This window comes from Mycobacterium seoulense (assembly GCF_010731595.1).
In the GTDB taxonomy this organism is placed as follows: Bacteria; Actinomycetota; Actinomycetes; order Mycobacteriales; family Mycobacteriaceae; genus Mycobacterium; species Mycobacterium seoulense.
The window spans coordinates 3,692,512-3,710,958 of the sequence record NZ_AP022582.1; the positions used below are offsets into that span (position 1 = coordinate 3,692,512).

At 69.1% G+C, this 18,447-nt stretch carries 19 protein-coding genes; 13 read left to right on the forward strand and 6 right to left on the reverse strand.

Features of this window, described 5'->3' with window-relative positions; genetic code table 11:
• Positions 1–22: 22 nt before the first annotated feature.
• The 5 genes from G6N37_RS17115 to G6N37_RS17135 all read left to right on the forward strand — a co-directional run bounded on the left by G6N37_RS17115 (position 23) and on the right by G6N37_RS17135 (position 2,847).
• Positions 23–445: a nitroreductase/quinone reductase family protein gene (locus G6N37_RS17115; RefSeq protein WP_163682179.1), complete on the forward strand. Its 423-nt coding sequence runs from the start codon at positions 23–25 to the stop codon at positions 443–445.
• Between the two features lie 72 nt (positions 446–517).
• Positions 518–1,165, forward strand: coding sequence for a SatD family protein (locus G6N37_RS17120; RefSeq protein WP_163682181.1), 648 nt, complete (start codon positions 518–520; stop codon positions 1,163–1,165).
• Entirely contained in the window at positions 1,162–1,902 is a 741-nt protein-coding gene (locus G6N37_RS17125; protein ID WP_163682183.1) for a hypothetical protein, read from the forward strand. The genes G6N37_RS17120 and G6N37_RS17125 overlap by 4 nt, the downstream gene beginning before the upstream one ends.
• 19 nt (positions 1,903–1,921) lie before the next feature.
• Complete coding sequence (locus G6N37_RS17130; protein WP_163682186.1) at positions 1,922–2,395, forward strand: helix-turn-helix transcriptional regulator; 474 nt, start codon at positions 1,922–1,924, stop codon at positions 2,393–2,395.
• A complete protein-coding gene (locus tag G6N37_RS17135) occupies positions 2,392–2,847 on the forward strand; it encodes a VOC family protein (RefSeq protein ID WP_163682188.1) in 456 nt (151 codons plus the stop codon). Before G6N37_RS17130 ends, G6N37_RS17135 begins: the two co-directional genes overlap by 4 nt.
• Here the strand turns inward: G6N37_RS17135 and fadA6 are convergent.
• From fadA6 to ipdE1, 4 genes are read right to left on the reverse strand one after another with little or no spacing between them, the layout of a single operon-like run.
• On the reverse strand, positions 2,831–3,991 hold the full coding sequence (gene fadA6, locus G6N37_RS17140) for a steroid 3-ketoacyl-CoA thiolase FadA6 (protein WP_163682190.1): 1,161 nt from the start codon (positions 3,989–3,991) through the stop codon (positions 2,831–2,833). The two genes, G6N37_RS17135 and fadA6, sit on opposite strands and share 17 nt — an antisense overlap.
• Before the next feature lie 54 nt (positions 3,992–4,045).
• The gene (kstR2, locus tag G6N37_RS17145) at positions 4,046–4,645 is read right to left on the reverse strand and encodes a TetR family transcriptional regulator KstR2 (protein ID WP_163682192.1); all 600 of its coding nucleotides are present in this window, start codon (positions 4,643–4,645) and stop codon (positions 4,046–4,048) included.
• A 44-nt stretch (positions 4,646–4,689) separates the two neighbouring features.
• Positions 4,690–5,478, reverse strand: coding sequence for a (5R,7aS)-5-hydroxy-7a-methyl-1-oxo-2,3,5,6,7,7a-hexahydro-1H-indene-carboxyl-CoA reductase (gene ipdF / locus G6N37_RS17150; RefSeq protein ID WP_163682194.1), 789 nt, complete (start codon positions 5,476–5,478; stop codon positions 4,690–4,692).
• On the reverse strand, positions 5,475–6,623 hold the full coding sequence (ipdE1, locus tag G6N37_RS17155; protein WP_163682196.1) for an acyl-CoA dehydrogenase IpdE1: 1,149 nt from the start codon (positions 6,621–6,623) through the stop codon (positions 5,475–5,477). Before ipdE1 ends, ipdF begins: the two co-directional genes overlap by 4 nt.
• 106 nt (positions 6,624–6,729) lie before the next feature.
• Between ipdE1 and fadD3 the strand changes: the two genes are divergently transcribed.
• From fadD3 to G6N37_RS17180, 5 genes are read left to right on the forward strand one after another with little or no spacing between them, the layout of a single operon-like run.
• Positions 6,730–8,265: a 3-((3aS,4S,7aS)-7a-methyl-1,5-dioxo-octahydro-1H-inden-4-yl)propanoate--CoA ligase FadD3 gene (fadD3, locus tag G6N37_RS17160; RefSeq protein WP_163682198.1), complete on the forward strand. Its 1,536-nt coding sequence runs from the start codon at positions 6,730–6,732 to the stop codon at positions 8,263–8,265.
• Between the two features lies 1 nt (position 8,266).
• On the forward strand, positions 8,267–9,400 hold the full coding sequence (locus G6N37_RS17165) for an acyl-CoA dehydrogenase family protein (RefSeq protein ID WP_163682200.1): 1,134 nt from the start codon (positions 8,267–8,269) through the stop codon (positions 9,398–9,400).
• Positions 9,397–10,347 carry an acyl-CoA dehydrogenase family protein gene (locus G6N37_RS17170; RefSeq protein ID WP_163682202.1) on the forward strand — a complete coding sequence of 317 codons (951 nt, stop codon included), beginning with the start codon at positions 9,397–9,399 and terminating at the stop codon, positions 10,345–10,347. Before G6N37_RS17165 ends, G6N37_RS17170 begins: the two co-directional genes overlap by 4 nt.
• Positions 10,344–11,294: an acyl-CoA dehydrogenase IpdE2 gene (gene ipdE2 / locus G6N37_RS17175; protein ID WP_264066497.1), complete on the forward strand. Its 951-nt coding sequence runs from the start codon at positions 10,344–10,346 to the stop codon at positions 11,292–11,294. Before G6N37_RS17170 ends, ipdE2 begins: the two co-directional genes overlap by 4 nt.
• The gene (locus tag G6N37_RS17180; RefSeq protein ID WP_163682205.1) at positions 11,291–12,448 is read left to right on the forward strand and encodes a pyridoxal phosphate-dependent aminotransferase; all 1,158 of its coding nucleotides are present in this window, start codon (positions 11,291–11,293) and stop codon (positions 12,446–12,448) included. The genes ipdE2 and G6N37_RS17180 overlap by 4 nt, the downstream gene beginning before the upstream one ends.
• On the opposite strand, the gene G6N37_RS17185 is transcribed toward G6N37_RS17180, so the two are convergent.
• Positions 12,445–13,275, reverse strand: a complete 831-nt coding sequence (locus tag G6N37_RS17185; protein ID WP_163682207.1) for an arylamine N-acetyltransferase family protein — start codon at positions 13,273–13,275, stop codon at positions 12,445–12,447. The two genes, G6N37_RS17180 and G6N37_RS17185, sit on opposite strands and share 4 nt — an antisense overlap.
• Positions 13,276–13,366: 91 nt before the next feature.
• Here G6N37_RS17185 and G6N37_RS17190 point away from each other — a divergent pair, with 91 nt between their 5' ends.
• From G6N37_RS17190 to G6N37_RS17200, 3 genes are all read left to right on the forward strand, one after another.
• Positions 13,367–13,972 (forward strand): mycothiol-dependent nitroreductase Rv2466c family protein, encoded by a 606-nt coding sequence (locus tag G6N37_RS17190; RefSeq protein WP_163682209.1) that lies wholly within the window; start codon positions 13,367–13,369, stop codon positions 13,970–13,972.
• A gap of 152 nt (positions 13,973–14,124) precedes the next feature.
• Entirely contained in the window at positions 14,125–17,271 is a 3,147-nt protein-coding gene (locus tag G6N37_RS17195) for a serine/threonine-protein kinase (RefSeq protein WP_163682211.1), read from the forward strand.
• A 154-nt stretch (positions 17,272–17,425) separates the two neighbouring features.
• Positions 17,426–17,887, forward strand: a complete 462-nt coding sequence (locus tag G6N37_RS17200; RefSeq protein ID WP_232075057.1) for a hypothetical protein — start codon at positions 17,426–17,428, stop codon at positions 17,885–17,887.
• Here G6N37_RS17200 and hsaB read toward each other — a convergent pair.
• Entirely contained in the window at positions 17,884–18,447 is a 564-nt protein-coding gene (gene hsaB / locus G6N37_RS17205; RefSeq protein ID WP_163682213.1) for a 3-hydroxy-9,10-secoandrosta-1,3,5(10)-triene-9,17-dione monooxygenase reductase subunit, read from the reverse strand. The genes G6N37_RS17200 and hsaB overlap by 4 nt on opposite strands.

Consider the following 18,447-nt stretch of genomic DNA (forward strand, 5'->3'; position numbering starts at 1 on the left):
GGCGCGGCGTCATCCTGGATCAATGATGTCGCTGGCACCGGAAACCTGGCCCACACCGCTGTTGAACACGATTCGCACCTCCAACAAATACCTGCTCAACCCGCTCATGCTGCGGCTGGCCGGCCGCAAGAACTGGTATGCGGCGGCGATCGAGCACACCGGACGCCGGTCGGGCAAGGTGTACACCACACCGATCGTCGCCGAGCGCATCGATGGCGGCTTCGTCATACCGCTGCCCTACGGCACCGCGGTGGATTGGTTGCAGAATGTCCGTGCCGCGGGGCGCGCGACGATCTCCTCCCAGGGCGAGAAATACGAAGTGGTGCGGCCCGAGATCATCGACGCGGGGGAGGCCCTGCCCCTGGTGTCGCCTCGCCGGCGACGCACCTTCGAACGGGTCGGCATAGAGGGTTTTCTGAAGGTCAAAGACCAGCCGTCGACTTGAGCGGCTTCTCGAGCGGACGGAACTAGTTAAGTGTTTCGCTAAATACCTGGAAAATGAAGCTATAATCTTCATATGATCGAGGTGAAGGCTGAGCCTTCAATTCGCGCCACACTGATCGGCGATGTGGTGGGGTCCCGACGTGCCGGCGACCGGCCCGCCCTGCATCGACGCGTGGCCTCCGCCCTGAGCCAGGTCGCGAACGACGCGATCGACCCGCCGTCCTTCACCGTGGGGGACGAGTTTCAGGGCAGCTACCCCACTCTCGGCGGTGCGATCGACGCAGCGTTGACCGTGCGCCTGTTACTCGTGCCCGATGTCGATGTCCGCTTCGGGCTTGGGTGGGGCGCGGTGACCGTCCTCGACGCCGACGCCGGCATCCAGGACGGTCCAGGGTGGTGGACCGCCCGGGAGGCCATCCAGCAGACGGCGAAGGCCCAGCGGCAGCCCGGCTTGGCGCTGGTGCGCACGACATTTCGGGCAGCCGCAGAGACGCGCACCGACATCCCCGCGGTCAACGCGGCGCTGATTTGTCGGGACCATCTGCTTGGATCGCTCGATGAGAGGTCGTTACGGATTGTGAGGGGATTGATGACCGGCCGGACCAAACGGGAACTCGCCGCTGCCGAGGGCATCAGCCCGTCGGCGGTCTCGCAGCGCGCGAGCCGCGACGGTTTGGATCTGATCGTCCTTGCCAGCCAATACCTTCGGGGCCTGCCGTGAGCGCCGTCGCCGTCCTGCTCACGGCTCTCGGCATCGCCGACCTGTGTCGCCGGGCGGTCCGTGCGGCGTGGGTGCCGCTTGCGGTCGGGCCGGTTGTGGTGGCGGCGTTCTTGGCGCTGGGCGCGCTGTGGCATGCCGGCGACATCCCGCTGCTCGTCCTGGCTGCCGCGTCGGTGGTCGCATGGGAATGGCTCTGCGCGCGCAGCGAACGCAGCGGCGGCCACCAGGCCGCGCCGCTGGCGGTGTTCGCCGCGACGCTGGCGCTCTTGACGTTGCTGTCCGGATGGTCGTCGACGGTCGACGGCGTCATCGCGCGGTGGGCGGGCTGGGTGCACCTGCCACTCAGCCATGTCACGCCCACCCGGTTGCTGATGATCGTCGGTGTGGTGCTGGTGCAGTTCGCGACCGCGAATCAGCTTGTGCGCCTGGTGCTCGGTTCAGTTGGAGCGGTGCGCCCGGCCGGTGAGCCGCAACCGTCGGACCGGCTCAAGGGCGGGCGGCTGCTGGGCCCCATGGAACGCCTGTTGATCCTCAGCCTGGGCGTCGGCGGCCAGGTGGCCGCCGCCAGCGCGGTCGTCGCCGCCAAGGGCATCATCCGATTTCCGGAGTTGAACGCCCAGAAGGGCCGCGACGGTGAGGTCGGCATCGACGAGGTGACCGAGTACTTCTTGGTCGGCAGCTTCGCCAGTTGGCTGTTGGCCCTCGGCGGGATCGGCCTGGTGCTGGCGACCCCGTGATGGCGGGCAGACTGTGGGGGTGGCAGCCGCACCGGTAGCCCGGCACCTGCTTCGGGCCAAAGACCTCGTCGACGCGCGTTACTACGAGTCTCTGTCGGTCGCCGACCTGGCCGCGGCCGCAGGCCTTTCACCCGCTCACTTCAGTCGGCGCTTCAAGCAGACGTTCGGCGAGTCGCCGCACCAGTACGTGCTGACGCGGCGGCTCGAACGAGCCGCCGCATTGCTGCGCACGACCGACTGGACGGTGGCCGCCGTTTGTATCGCCGTGGGTTGGGAAAGCGTCGGCTCGTTCACGACGAGTTTTCGCCGCATGTTCGGCGTGACGCCGCACGGCTATCGGGCTACCTTCCCGCCCGCCGAGCGCCACGTAAGAATTCCGCGCTGTGTCGCGCTGGCCTACGGGCGGCCGCAAAACCGCACGTTTCGAGAAGACGACGGACCTGCGAAATCCGTAGCGTCGACGCGAGACAACGGGAGTGAGGAGAACCGATGATCACGATTGCAAACGCTCAGTTCTGGGTGCATGACCAAGACGCGGCGCTGGCTTTCTACACCAAGACCCTGGGTTGGGAGGTCCGGGCGGACGTGACGATGGAAGCGTGGCACTTCCGCTGGCTGTGCGTCGGTCCCGTCGGGCAGGACGGCGTCGGGCTGGTTCTCATGCCCGTTCCAGGGCCGCCGATGCTCGACGCCGCGGCCAGCGCGCAACTGACAGAGCTGGTGGCCAAGGGAGCCGGTGGCACCTTGTTCCTGGAGACCGACGACTGCCAAGCTGCCTACGACGAATTGTCCGCTCGCGGAGTCGAATTCAATGATCCTCCCACCGTGCAGGCGTACGGTATCGACACTTCCTTCCGTGACCCGTCCGGCAACAACATTCGACTCACCCAAGTACTCGAGTTCGATCCGGCACGCGGCCCCGCAGGACCTACAACCGCTCGATGATGGTCACGTTCGCGGTGCCGCCGCCCTCACACATCGTCTGCAGGCCATAGCGGCCACCGATGCGCTCGAGATTGTTGAGCATGGTGGCGAACAGCTTGGCGCCGGTGGCCCCGAGCGGGTGACCGAGGGCGATCGCGCCACCGTTGGGGTTCACCTTTTCCGGATCGGCCTTGATCTCCTTGAGCCACGCCATCACCACCGGCGCGAACGCCTCGTTGATCTCGACGGTGTCGATGTCGTCGATGGACAGCCCGGTCTTGTCGAAGGCGTAGCGGGTGGCGGGGATGGGCCCGGTCAGCATGAACACCGGGTCGGCGGCGCGGGCACTGATGTGGTGGATGCGGGCCCGCGGGGTCAGGTTGTGGTCCTTGACCGCCTGCTCCGAAGCCAACAGCACCGCGCTGGCGCCGTCCGAGATCTGGCTGGCCATCGCCGCCGTCAACCGGCCGCCCTCGACGAGCGTCTTCAGGCCGGCCATCTTCTCCAGCGACGACTCACGCGGACCCTCGTCGACCCGGAACGGCCCCGATTCCGTTTCGACGGTGATGATCTCGTTGTCGAAGTGACCGCCGCGGATCGCGGCGAACGCCCGCTCGTGGCTGGTCAGCGCGTACTGCTCCATCTCCTCGCGCGACAGGTTCCACTTCTCGGCGATCAGCTCGGAGCCGCGGAACTGAGAGATCTCCTGGTCGCCGTAGCGGTGCAGCCACTGCTTGGACTCGTTGGTCGGCGAAGTGAACCCGAACTGCTCGCCCAAGGCCATCGCGGACGAGATCGGGATCTGGCTCATGTTCTGCACGCCGCCGGCCACGATGAGGTCGGCCGTTCCGGCCATGATCGCCTGCGCGCCAAAGGAAATCGCCTGCTGGCTGGAACCGCACTGACGGTCCACGGTGACGCCGGGAACCTCCTCGGGGTAGCCAGCGGCCAGCCACGACAGCCGGGCGATGTTGCCTGCCTGCGCACCGATGGCGTCGACGCAGCCGGCGATCACGTCGTCGACGGCGGCGGGGTCGACGTCGACCCGGTCGAGCAGTCCGCGCCACCCGAGGGCACCGAGGTCCACGGGGTGCACCCCGGCCAGCGATCCGTTGCGCTTGCCGATCGCGGTACGCACAGCGTCAATGACGTACGCCTCAGCCATAGTGTCGCTCCTCCTCATCGCTTCTCTCTGCATCGTCGCCGACACGAGCCATCTTCAGACTCCTTTGGTAATCCCACCAAGGACGATGGCGAGATATTGCTGACCCACCTGCTGAGCTGTCAGCGGTCCGCCGGGTTGATACCAGCGCACCGACACCCAGGTGGTGTCACGAATGAAACGGTAGACGAGGTCGACGTTGAGGTCGGGCTGGAAGTACCCCTCGTCGATGCCCTGGTTGATCACCTCGACCCACATCTTGCGTTGCTGGCGGTTCATGTCCTCGATGTAGGAGAACCGGGGCTGCGCCAACAACCGTTGGGCTTCGTCCTGATAGATGACGACCTGCGCGTGCCGGTGCTCGATCGCCTCGAACGACGCCATGAACAATCCCTTGAGCCGCTCCAGCGGGTTGGCCTCGCGGTCGACGATCTCGCGGTAGCGCGCGAACAGCCAGTCCAAAAAGCTGCGCAGCAGCTCGTCGACCATCTCCTCCTTGGAGGAGAAGTGGTGATAGAGGCTCCCGGACAGGATGCCCGCGCTGTCGGCGATGTCGCGCACGGTGGTGGCGCGCAGGCCGCGCTCGGCGAACATCGTCGCGGCGAGTTCCAACAACTCGTCGCGGCGGCTGTTCGCCTGACCGGCCACTCGGTCCATCCGATCAGAGTATCAACCAAGCGCTTGCTTGGCCACCTCGCCACTCAGGGATGCTGGCTGGAGACCGAGATGACCTCGCCGGTCAGATAGCTGGAGTAGTCGCTGGCCAGGAACGCGATGGTGGCCGCCACCTCCCACGGCTCGGCGGCCCGGCCGAACGCTTCGCCGGCCGACAGCCGGTCGAGCAGGTCGGCCGAGGTCGTCTTGTCCAGGAACTTGTGACGCGCGATGCTCGGGGACACCGCGTTGATCCGCACCCCGTACTCGACGGCTTCGATTGCGCTGCAACGGGTCAACGCCATCACCCCCGCTTTGGCCGCCGCATAGTGCGACTGCGAGTGCTGGGCCCGCCAGCCCAGCACGCTGGCGTTGTTGACGATGACGCCGCCGTGGTCGGCCTCACGGAAGTAGCCCAGCGCCGCCCGGGTGGCCCGGAACACCGATGACAGCGTCACGTCCAGCACGCGGTCCCACTCGTCGTCGGTCATGTCGACCACCGGCGTCTGACCACCCAGCCCGGCGTTGTTGACCAACACGTCGAGCCGGCCCATCCGGGCGGTGGTCGAGGCGATCAGCGCGTCGACCTGCGCCGTGGACGTCACGTCGCACAGCACGCTCTCGACGCGACCCAGGCCCAGCGCGGACAGTTCGTCGGCGGTCTCCCCCAGCCGTCGTTCGTGGTGGTCGGACACCACCACGTCGGCTCCCTCCACCAACGCCCGTCGCGCCGTGGCCGATCCGATGCCGGTGCCGGCCGCCGCGGTCACGACGACCACCTTGCCTTGCAGAAGCCCGTGTCCGGCAACCTCTTTCGGAGCTTCGGACAGGCTCATCCTTTTACCTCCCGGGGCAGGCCGAGCACCCGCTCGGCGATGATGTTGCGCTGGATCTCGTTGGAGCCGCCGTAGATGGTGTCGGCGCGGGTGAACAGGAAAAGCCGCTGCCACTCGTCGAATTCTCCGTCGGACAACGCCATCCCCGGCTTGCCGATGACGTCCATCGCCAGCTCGCCCAGATCGCGATGCCAGTTGGCCCACAACAGCTTCGACACGTTGTCCTGGCCGGGCTGCTCGACGTCCATGGTGGCCAGCGCATACGAACGCATCGCGCGGAGCCCCGTCCACGCCCGCGTCAGGCGCTGCCGGATGAGGGGATCCTCCGCGGCGCCGTTGCGCTGCGCGAGCTCCGCCAGATTGGAAAGCTCACGGGCGTAGCGGATTTGCTGCCCCAGTGTCGAGACCCCGCGCTCGAAGGTCAGCGTGCCCATCGCGACGCGCCAACCGTCGCCCGGCTGCCCGACCACCAGGCCGGCCTCGGTGCGGGCGTCGTCGAAGAACACCTCGTTGAACTCCGCGGTGCCGGTGATCTGCACGATCGGCCGGACCTGCACACCCGGTTGGTCCAGCGGCACCAGCAGGTAGGACAGCCCGGCATGGCGCTTGGAGCCCTTTTCGGTGCGGGCTACCACGAAGCACCACTGCGACAGGTGCGCCAGCGACGTCCACACCTTCTGGCCGTTGATCACCCACTGGTCGCCGTCGAGTTCGGCGGTGGTGGACACGTTGGCCAGATCGCTGCCGGCGCCGGGCTCGGAGTAGCCCTGGCACCACAGCTCGGTGACGTCGAGGATTTTCGGCAGGAAGCGCTGCTGCTGCTCGGGCGTGCCGAAGGCGATCAGCGTGGGGCCGAGCAGCTCCTCGCCGAAATGATTGACCTTGTCGGGGGCGTCGGCGCGCGCGTACTCCTCGTAGAACGCGACGCGGTGCGCGGTCGACAGCCCGCGGCCCCCGTGTTCCACCGGCCAGCCCAGGCAGGTCAGCCCCGCTTTGGCGAGGTGCTGATTCCACGCCCGGCGCTCTTCGAACGCCTCGTGCTCGCGTCCCGGTCCGCCCAGGCCCTTGAGGGCTGCGAATTCGCCGACCAGATTGTCGGCGAGCCACTGGCGGACCTCCGCCCGGAACTCCTCGACGTCCTGCATGCCCTGTAGGCTAACCTACCAAGCACTTGCTTTGTCGGCTCGGTGACGATGCGCGCCGCGCAGCGGCGCGAGGAGGAGCCGAGCAATCCAGGTAGGAGCAGTCTCGATGACCGGCGATGTCCGCACCATTCCCGCGGCGCTGGACCGTTTGGCGAGTCAGTCTCCGGACCACGACGCGCTGATCACCGACGAGCGGACCTTCACGGCGGCCGAACTGCGCGACGAGGTGCGCCGGGCGGCCGCCGCGCTGATCGCGCTGGGCGTCGAGCCCGGTGACCGCGTGGCCATCTGGTCGCCGAACACCTGGCACTGGGTGGTGGCCTGCCTGGCGATCCACCACGCGGGCGCGGCCATGGTGCCCCTGAACACCCGCTATACCGCCGAGGAAGCCGGCGACATCCTGGCCCGCACCCGTGCGCCCGTGCTGTTCGGGATGGGGCGATTCGTCGGCCACGATCGCGTCGCCGACCTTGATCGCGGCGCCCTGCCCGCGCTGCGGCACGTCGTCCGAATCCCGATCGAGTCGCGGGACGGAACCTGGGACGACTTCGTCGCCCACGGCACCGACCTCGATGCGGTCACCGCCCGCGCCGCCGCCGTCACACCCGACGACGTGAGCGACATCCTGTTCACCTCGGGTACCACCGGCCGCAGCAAAGGTGTGCTCTGCGCGCACCGGCAGTCGCTGTCGGCGTCGGCGTCGTGGGCCGCCAACGGCAAGATCACCAGCGACGACCGCTACCTGTGCATCAACCCGTTCTTCCACAACTTCGGTTACAAGGCCGGGATCCTGGCCTGCCTGCAGACGGGCGCGACGCTGATCCCGCACCTGACCTTCGACCCGCTGCGCGCGCTGCAGGCGATCGAGCGGCACCGCATCACCGTGTTGCCCGGGCCGCCCACCATCTACCAGACGCTGCTGGACCACCCGCAGCGCCGCGACTACGACCTGAGCTCGCTGCGGTTCGCGGTGACGGGGGCGGCCACCGTGCCCGTGGTGTTGGTCGAGCGCATGCAATCCGAGCTCGACATCGACATCGTGCTGACCGCCTACGGGCTGACCGAGGCCAACGGCATGGGCACCATGTGCCGCCCCGAGGATGACGCGGTCACCGTCGCGACCACCTGCGGGCGCCCGTTCGCCGATTTCGAATTGCGCATCGACGCAAGCACTCCCGGCGAGGCGGGTGAGGTGTTGCTGCGCGGCCCGAACGTGATGCTGGGTTACCTCGACGACCCGGCCGCGACGGCGGCCGCCGTCGACGCGGACGGCTGGCTGCACACCGGTGACATCGGCGCCGTCGACGCGGCCGGCAACCTGCGCATCACCGACCGGCTCAAGGACATGTACATCTGCGGCGGATTCAACGTCTACCCCGCCGAGGTCGAGCAGGTGCTGGCCCGGATGCAGGGGGTGGCCGACGCGGCGGTGATCGGCGTTCCCGACGAGCGGCTCGGCGAGGTCGGCCGCGCGTTCGTGGTGGCCCGGCCCGGTGCCGACCTGGACGAGCAATCCGTGATCGCCTACACCCGTGAGCATCTGGCGAACTTCAAGGCGCCGCGGTCGGTGCGGTTCGTCGACGCCTTGCCGCGCAATCCGGGCGGCAAGGTGGTCAAACCACAACTGCGAGAGTGGACCTGAATTGGATCTGGAACTGGACGAAGAGGCACTGGCGTTGCAGGCCGAGGTGCGGGACTTCCTGTCGGCCAACGCCGAGTCGATCCCGACGAAGTCCTACGACAACGCCGAAGGCTTCGCCCAGCACCGGCATTGGGACCGAGTGCTGTTCGACGCCGGGCTGTCGGTCATCACGTGGCCCGAGAAGTACGGCGGCCGCGACGCACCGCTGCTGCACTGGGTGGTGTTCGAGGAGGAATACTTCCGCGCGGGCGCCCCCGGCCGCGCCAGCGCCAACGGCACCTCGATGCTCGCCCCGACGCTCTTCGCGCACGGTACCGAAGAGCAACTGGACCGCATCCTGCCGAAAATGGCCAGTGGCGAACAGATCTGGGCGCAGGCATGGTCGGAACCGGAATCCGGCAGCGACCTGGCCTCGCTGCGGTCCACCGCCACCAAGACCGACGGCGGCTGGCTGCTCAACGGGCAGAAGATCTGGAGTTCGCGCGCCCCGTTCGCCGAAATGGGCTTCGGGCTGTTCCGGTCGGACCCGGGAGCCGAGCGGCACCACGGCCTGACCTACTTCATGTTCGACCTGAAGGCCAAGGGCGTCACCGTGCGACCCATCGTCCAGCTCGGCGGCGACACCGGCTTCGGCGAGATCTTCCTCGACGACGTCTTCGTCCCCGACCACGACGTGATCGGCACGCCGAACGAGGGCTGGCGGGCAGCCATGAGCACATCGAGCAACGAGCGCGGCATGTCGCTGCGCAGCCCCGCCCGGTTCCTCGCGGCGGCGGAACGGCTGGTGGAACTGTGGAAGGACCGCGGCTCCCCCGCCGCGTCCGCCGACCGGGTCGCCGACGCGTGGATCAAGGCGCAGGCCTACCGACTGCAGACGTTCGGCACGGTGACCAGGCTTGCGGCCGGCGGTGAACTCGGCGCCGAATCGTCGGTGACCAAGGTGTTCTGGTCGGACCTCGACGTGGCGATCCATCAGACGGCACTCGACATCCTCGGGGCCGACGGGGAGCTGGCCGGCGAGTGGACCGACGGTCTGCTGTTCGCGCTGGGCGGCCCGATCTACGCCGGCACCAACGAAATTCAGCGCAACATCATCTCCGAACGACTGTTGGGCCTGCCCCGAGAGAAGAAGTGACCGTGGAATTCCAACTGGACTCTCAGCAGCGCGACTTCGCGGCCAGCATCGATGCCGCGCTCGGCGCGGCCGACCTGCCCGCGGCGATCCGCGCGTGGTCCGCGGGCGACACCGCACCCGGCCGCAAGGTGTGGGGGCAGCTGGCCGACCTCGGCGTCACCGCCCTGGCGGTGCCCGAGAAGTTCGACGGCATCGAGGCGCACCCGGTCGACCTCGTCGTAGCCCTCGAACGCCTTGGCCGCTGGTGTGTGCCGGGGCCGGTGGCCGAATCCATCGCCGTGGCACCGGTTTTGCTTGCCCGCGACGACCAGGCCGAGCGCTGCGCCGCGCTGGCGTCGGGTGAGCTGATCGTCACCGTCGCGTTGCCGCCGCAGACGCCGCGCGCGGTGGACGCCGACACCGCCGGGCTGGTGCTGTTGGCCACCGCCGACGGTGTCGCCGAGGCGGCGCCAGGGGACCGGCACCAGTCGGTCGATCCCAGCCGGCCCCTCTACGACGTGACCGCGACCGGGCAGCCCTGGCAGGCGGACGTCCGGCGCGCCTACGAGTTCGGGGCGCTGGCCACCGCCGCACAGTTGGTCGGCGCGGCCGAGGCGCTGCTGCGCGACACGGTCGACTATGCCAAGCAGCGGGCGCAGTTCGGCCGGCTGATCGGTTCGTATCAGGCGATCAAGCACAAGCTCGCCGACGTGCACATCGCCATCGAGCTGGCCCGGCCGCTCCTGTACGGCGCGGCCTTGTCGCTGGAGCCCCGGGACGTCAGCGCGGCCAAGGCGGCGGCGTCCGAGGCGAGCCTGCTGGCGGCCCGCTCGGCGCTGCAGACCCACGGGGCGATCGGGTTCACCCAGGAACACGACCTGTCGCTCTGGTTGCTGCGGGTGCAAGCATTGCGTTCGGCCTGGGGGACTCCCGAGGCGCATCGGCGGCGAGTGCTGGAGGCGCTGTGAGCGAAGAACGGGAGATGCTGCGGCAGACCGTCGCGGCCCTGCTGGCCAAGCACGCGAACCCGGCGGCGGTGCGCGCGGCGATGGAGTCCGACCGCGGCTACGACGAGTCGCTGTGGCAGCTGTTGTGCGAGCAGGTGGGCGCCGCGGCGCTGGTCATCCCGGAGGAACTGGGCGGCGCGGGCGGCGAACTGGCCGACGCCGCAACGGTTTTGCAGGAGCTGGGCCGGGCGCTGGTGCCTTCCCCGCTGCTGGGCACCACGCTGGCCGAGCTGGCCCTGCTGTCCGCGCCCGAGCCCGACGCCGAGACGCTGGGCGGCCTCGCCGAGGGCACCTCGATCGGCGCCCTGGTGCTCGACGCCGACTACGTGGTCAACGGCGACATCGCCGACGTCGTGGTCGCCGTCGACGGCGGTCGGCTCAGCCGGTGGACCCGATTCGGCGCCGAGCCCGTCGCCACCATGGACCCGACCCGGCGACTCGCACGGCTGAAGGCTGAGGAGGCCGAACCGATCGGCCCCGACCCCGGCGTCGCCGCCAGCGCGGCCATCCTGCTGGCCGCCGAGCAGATCGGCGCCGCCGAACGCTGCCTGGAGCTCACCGTCGAATACGCCAAGAACAGAGTGCAATTCGGCCGGCCGATCGGCAGTTTCCAGGCCCTCAAACACCGGATGGCCGACCTGTACGTCACGGTCGCCGCGGCGAAGGCCGTCGTTGCGGACGCATGCAACCAGCCCACCCCGACCAATGCGGCCACGGCGCGACTCGCCGCCACCGAGGCGCTGTGCGCCGCGGCCGCCGAAGGCATCCAACTGCACGGCGGGATCGCGATCACCTGGGAACACGACATGCACCTGTACTTCAAACGCGCCCACGGCAGCGCGCACCTGCTCGACACACCGCGGGAACTCCTCACGCGACTGGAAGCCGAGGTGCTCGAAACGTCGTGAACGACCACGTCGCGCTGCGCGCCGCCATCCCGCCCTTCTATGTGATGGACGTGTGGCTGGCGGCCGCGGAGCGCCAGCGCAGCCACGGCGATCTGGTGAACCTGTCGGCCGGCCAGCCCAGCGTGGGAGCGCCGGAGCCGGTGCGCGCGGCCGCGGCCGCCGCCCTGCACCTGGGCGAGCTGGGCTACTCCGTGACGCTCGGCATCCCCGAGCTGCGCGCGGCGATCGCGGCGGATTACCAACGGCAGCACGGGCTTCGCGTCGAGCCCGACGACGTGGTGGTCACCACGGGTTCCTCGGGCGGATTCCTGCTCGCCTTCCTGGCGTGCTTCGACGCCGGTGACCGGGTCGCGCTGGCCAGCCCCGGCTATCCGTGCTACCGAAACATCCTGTCCGCGTTGGGATGTGAGGTGGTCGAGATTCCATGCGGACCGCGGACCCGCTTCCAGCCCACCGTGGGAATGCTCGACGAACTCGACCCGCCCGTGCAGGGCGTGATCGTCGCCAGCCCGGCCAACCCCACCGGAACGGTGATAGCGCCGGCGGAGTTGGCCGCAATCGCGTCGTGGTGCGAAGCGTCCGGGGTGCGGCTGATCAGCGACGAGGTCTACCACGGCCTGGTCTACGAGGGCGCGCCGCCGACCAGCTGCGCCTGGCAGACGTCGCGAGACGCCGTGGTGGTCAACAGCTTTTCGAAGTATTACGCGATGACGGGCTGGCGGCTGGGCTGGATGCTGGTGCCGCCCCCGCTGTTGCGAGCGGTGGACCGCCTGACCGGCAACTTCACCATCTGCCCGCCGGTGCTGTCGCAGATCGCCGGGGTGGCGGCCTTCACCCCGGAGGCGACCGCCGAAGCCGAGGGCAACCTGCAGCACTACGCGACCAACCGCGCGCTGCTGCTGGACGGGCTGCGCGAAATCGGCATCGACCGGCTGGCCCCCACCGATGGCGCGTTCTACGTCTACGCAGACGTGTCGGACCGCACCGACGACTCGCTCGCGTTCTGCGAGAAACTGTTGCACGACACCGGCGTTGCCATCGCGCCGGGCATCGATTTCGATGTCACGCACGGCAATTCCTTCGTCCGGTTCTCGTTCGCCGGGCCGACGGGCGACATCGAAGAGGCCCTCCGGCGGATCGGCCCCTGGCTCTAGGCGTCCAGGATCCTGTCCAGGCACGCCTCGAGCGCGCCGCGGCCGGCGACGTCGGACACGTTGATGCCGAACGTGTCTCTGAGGGTGTCGACCACCGCCGCCGCGTCGTCGAGGCGGATCTTCTCGCTGGCATCGGCGCGGTGGATGGCCAGGTTCCGGCCGGCCAGGTTCAGTCGGGCGTCCCCGGTGACGCGCGCGGCCGTCAGGGCGGTCACGAAATGCGACGAGGGATGCGTCGAGACGAACCAGCTGCCCACCTGCAGGTCGATGTCGGGCGCGGTACGGGTGCCGAACTCGTAGAGCGGCTGCCACTCGCCGCGGACCTGGGCCTGCAACACCAGGCCATCGCCGCGGTCCTCCAGCCGGTAGGGCTCGTGCGTCGTCTGCTGCACGCTGCCGGTCTCGATGCGCAGGGGCGAGGTCGGGGTCATCCCGCCGAAGCCCACGTCGACCAGGTAAACACCGTGCGAGGCGGGGAACGTCACTGCCAACACGGTGTGGGTTTGCGGCGGTGACGGCGAGTCGGGCGGCCGCATCCACACCACCCGGCCGGCCAGTCGCCGAACCCGGAAGCCGAGCTCGGCCAGCACGTAGCCCATCAAGCCGTTGTGCTCGTAGCAATAGCCGCCGCGGCCCCGCTGAACCAGCTTGCCGGCCAGGGCGCCCGGGCTCAGGTCGTCGACCGGCACCCCCATCACCGGATCGAGGTTCTCGAAGGGAATCGCTTGGGTGTGCGCGCTGACCAAGGCCCGGAGTACCTCGAGGTTGGGCGCCGCGGGGCCGCCATAGCCGATGCGATCGAAGTACTCGCCCAGATTCAGCGTCATGAAGCCATTCTGCTGCCCACGCCATTGACAGGCGTGCGACGCCCGGCAACGGGTATGCCATTCGGCAGCCCAGTAACGCGAAGGAGGAGCCTTGACCGACATCGACCTCTACCTCGATCCAGTCTGTCCGTTCTCCTGGGTGACGGCGCGCTGGCTGCGCGACGCGGCGCGGTCGGCGCACACGCCGGTCGCCCTGCGGCAGATGAGCCTGGCGGTGCTCAACGAGGGCCAGGACGCGGAGAACGCCGAACAACAACACATGATGGAGCGGTCCACGCGGCTGGGAAGGCTGTTCGCCGCGGCCGTCGCCGAACACGGACCCGGGGCGTTCGCGGGTCTCTACGACTCGATAGGTGGGCGCATCCACGTGCGCCGGGACGAACTCGATGCGTCAGCGATCCGCGACGCCCTCGCCGAGAACGGCCTCGAGGAACGGCTCGCCGAAACGCTCGACGACGGCGACTTCGACGAGGCGGTGAGGCGGGCGCACCAGGCCAGCCAGGATGCCCTGGGCGACGAGGCCGGCAGCCCGATCATCGCTGTCGACGGCCGCGCGTTCTCCGGACCGGTCCTGACCCGGGCCCCGAACGCGCACGACGGTGTTCGGCTGCTCGAAGCCGTGCTCACCGTGGCCGGCGTTCCCGAATTCGCCGCGCTGCAACGGCCGTACCAGGGTCCCCCGACCATCGACGGCTGAGCCCGCGACCCCGCACCCCGCCGGCTAACTCTTCCGGCTGGCGATCGTTGCCCTGGTACACCAAGGTGGCCGAAAGGCACACCGGCGCGGTTCTGAGCGCTTAATCTTGAGCTCGCCCGTCACATATTTCGCGGAGGGTCGAGCGCCAGCAAATGCCTGAAGAGCCACGTTCCGACAATGTCGCACCCGTACCGAGCGGCATCGCCGCGGAGCTGGCGGCCGCGGGGTTCGAGGACGCGCGCCAAGTAGCCAGGGGCGGCGCGGGGGTCATCTACTGCTGCTACGAGACCGCCCTCGGGCGAAGCGTTGCGGTCAAGGTGCTCCCGTCGCACATCGACGACGACAGCCGGGAACGGTTCCTTCGCGAGGGGTACGCGATGGGCGGGCTCTCCGGGCATCCGAACATCGTCAACATCCTGCGGGTCGGTGTCACGGCGAGCGGCAAGCCCTACATCGTGATGCCTTACCACTCGGCCGATTCGCTGGCGGTCCGGCTGCGCCGCGAAGGTCCGGTGCCCTGGCCCGAGGCGTTGCACATCGGCGTAAAGCTCTGCGGCGCACTGGAAACCGCGCACCGGACCGGAACCTTGCACCGCGACATCAAGCCGGCGAACATCCTCGTCAACGATTACGGCGAGCCGCAGCTGAGCGATTTCGGAATCGCCCACATCGAAGGCGGGTACGAGACGGCGACCGGGTTCTTCTCCGGCACGATCGATTTCACCGCCCCGGAGGTGATGACGGGCAACCCGGCGACCGTGGCCTCCGACATGTATTCGCTTGGCGCCACGCTGTACGCGCTCATCGCGGGCAATGCCGCGCACGAGCGCAAGAAGGGTGAGGACCTGATCGCGCAGTATCTGCGGATCAGCACCACCGGGGTCCCGGACATGCGTCCCGACGGCATCCCCGACGCGGTGTGCTCGGCGATCGAGAGGGCGATGTCGATCGACCCGGCCGAGCGGCCAGCGTCGGCCGAGGAGTTCGGCCGCGAGTTGCAGGCCGCCCAGCGCCGCAACGGTCTGAAACCCGACGCGATGGCCATCACCGGACGGCCCTCCGCCGTGGCGGCGGATGTCCCGTATGCCGCCCCGGCCCCACCCGGCGGCCACAGCGAGGTGGCGCGGCCGCCCGCCCCGAACACGGCGAGCATGCCCGCCCCGCCACGGCTGCCGACCGGGCACGACGATCCGACCTCCGCCATCAGCGCCCCGATCGACCACGGGCTTCAGACCGCGGCTTTGCCGCAGTCGGGGCCCGCCGAGCTGTCCGAGGCGGCCAGCCTGCTGCGCGGAGTGCACGGGTCGCCGACGCAACCCAAGGTGCCCCCGCCCGGGAGCACCGCACCATCGGGCGGGGCCCAGGGACCACCGCGGGGCGGGAACCGGGCTCGGGTGGCCGCGTGGTTCGCGGAGCCGGGCAAGAAGCGAAACCGCATCGCGTTGGCGGCCGGCGCGGTAGCCCTGGTCGTGCTGTTGGTGATCGGTGGTGTCTATTTCGCGCTTTCGCCCGACGACAACGCCGGTTCGAAGGGCGCTTCCGGACAACCGACCGCGCAGCCGCCCATGCAGTGGAAGCCGATCACCAACGCACGCATTTCGCGGGACGCGGCGGCCACCACGCAGGCCGACGGCACGATCTGGATCTTCGGCGGGATCCGCAGCGACGGTGGCCTCACCGGGGTGCAGGAGGGGTATGACCCCGTCATCGACAGCTGGAAGGTCGGCGACGACCTGCCGGTCCCCGTTTCGCACGCGATGGCCGTCACCTGGCAGGGCAACCCCGTCGTGCTCGGCGGCTGGAAGTCCGAGGGCGGCAAAAACGTGGCGAGCGACCAGGTTTGGCGGGTCATCAACAGCCGCTGGGTCGAGCTTCCGCACCTGTTGCAGCCCCGGGCGGCCGCGGCGGCCGCCGTGGTGGGCGACCGCCTGGTCGTTACGGGCGGCGTCGACGCGAGCGGCGCGCTGCTGAACACCACCGAGGTGTTCGACGGCAACGCCTGGACCCTCGGCGCGCCCATCCCGACCCCGCGGCGAATGCTGGCGGCGGCCTCGGACGGCAAGCTGATCTACACCGTGGGCGGCGCCGACGGCGCCGGGGACCTGGCGACGGTCGAGGCCTACGACCCGGGCGCGAAAGCGTGGACGCCGCTGCCCGCGCTGAGCCAGCCGCGCAGCGATTTCGGTGTGGCCATCGTCGACGGGCGTCTGGTCGCGGCCGGGGGCATGTCGGCGGGACAAGTCCTCAAGAGCGTCGCCGCGTTCGACCTGATGACCAAGACGTGGTCCGGACTGCCCGACATGATGACCCCGCGCCACGGCATGGCGGTCGACGCCGTGGAGAAGTCCGTGTACGCGATCGGCGGGTCGACCGCCCCCGGGGACGGCCAGCTCACCTCGTCGGCCGAGGCGCTCAAACTGCCGCCCCGCAGGATCCAGCCCGCGGCGCAATGGCGCTCGCTGCCCGACGCGCCGACCCCCCGGCTGATGATGGCCTGGGCCGTGCAGGGCGACAAGATCTGGATCCTGGGCGGCCTGCGCAACGGCGCCGCGCTGCAGACCGTCGAGAGCTACGACCCGCGCACCGGCGCCTGGCAGACCGGGCCGCCGCTGCCCATCCCGCTGCATCACGCTACGGCGGCGACCTATCGCGGCGAAGTCGTGGTGCTCGGCGGCGCGAGCGATCAACTCGCCGACGCGTCCGACAAGGTGTTCGCGCTGCGCGGCGGCAACTGGGTCGAACTGCCGCATCTCACCCACGCGCGCGCGGCCCCTGCCGCGGCGGTGGTGGGTGACAAGCTCGTCGCGGTCGGCGGCCAGAACGCCAAGCAACTCGTTCCGCAGACCGAGGTCTTCGACGGCAATTCGTGGAAGGACGCCGCCGACATGCCCACGCCGCGCGAACACCTGGCCGCGGTGTCGGACGGCACCTACGTGTACGCGATCGGCGGGCGGTTCCTCTCCGCCGACAAGAACTCCGCGGCGAACGAGCGGTTCGACCCGCAGTCGGGCGCCTGGACCAAGCTGGTGGGCATGCCGACCCCGCGGGGGAGCTACGGCGCGACCTACCTCGACGGCCGCATCGTGGTGGCCGGTGGCGAGGAACCGACGATGGTGCTGAACGTGGTCGAGATGTACGACATCGCCGACGGGAAATGGAGCACGTTGCCCCCGATGCCGACCGCGCGGCATGCCGAGGTGGTGGCGACGGTCGGAAACACGGTCTACTGCATCGGCGGGGCGAACCGGCCGACCCACGAGGGTCCGATCGCCACCGTCGAGGCGCTCGACTTCATGTAATCGGCTGTCCGCGCTGCTGAAGGAATTCGAGCGCGTCGCAGCCGAACCGAACCAGCCCGCTGCCGCGCCGTTGTTTTACTTGCGCCAGATACGGGGATCCCACTACGAACCAACGTTCAACGCCGGACGAAAACCGACCTGATGGGAGCCGATGATGAATAGCAGCACGATCTGGATCATCGTCGCCGCCGCGGCAATCTTGGTGATCCTCGCCCTCCTCGTCGCGCTGAGCAGAATGCGGCGCCGCCGGCGGCAGCGCCAGGCCGAGGAGATTCGCGAACAGGCCAGGCTGGAGACCGCGAAGGTCGAACGCCGCGAAGCCCTCGCCCACGAGACGGCCGCAAAGGCCCGCGCCGCCCAGGCCGAGGCCGAGGCAAAGGCGGCCGAAGCCGCCCGGTTGCAAGAGCGAGCGGCCAACCATCAGACCGAGGCCGCGGCGTCGCGCGAGCAAGTCCAGGAACAGTGGAAGCGCGCGGAGAACTTGGACCCCGGCACCGCCAAGCAAGCGGGCGAGGATGATCGCGACGATCGCAACACGGCACGGTCCTCGGAAGGGCACGACCCGGCGACCGACGTCGAGGGCGTCCGGCACGAGACGTACCGCGGGACGCCCTAAAGCCAGGTGTCGTTGGTGGTCGCCGTGAGGAATGCCTCCAGGTCGTCGCGCCACTGCGCAGGTGTGGTCTTGTCCGGTTCTATCCCGGTGTATTCCCCGCGATAGAACAGCAATGGGCGCGGCTTGATCTTGGGCGCCTCCGACAACGACTGGACCGCGCCGAACACCACGAAGTGGTCGCCACCGTCGTGCACGGAGGCCACCGTGCAGTCGATGTAGGCCAGCGACCCGTCGATGATCGGCGAGCCGAGTTCCGAAGGGTGCCAGTCGATTCCGGCGAACTTGTCCGGCTCCTTCGATCCGAACCGCGCCGACACGTCCTTCTGCTTTTCCCTGAGCACGTTGACACAGAACCGGCCGGTGGCCTCGATGGCCTGCCAGGACCGCGACACCTTGGTGGGGCAGAAGAGCACCAGGGGCGGGTCCAGCGACAGCGCCGCGAATGACTGGCAGGCAAAGCCGACCGGAACGTCGTCGTGCACCGTGGTGATGATCGTGATGCCGGTGCAGAACTGGCCCAGCACCTGCCGGAAGGCCCGCGGGTCGATCGGCGCAGACAT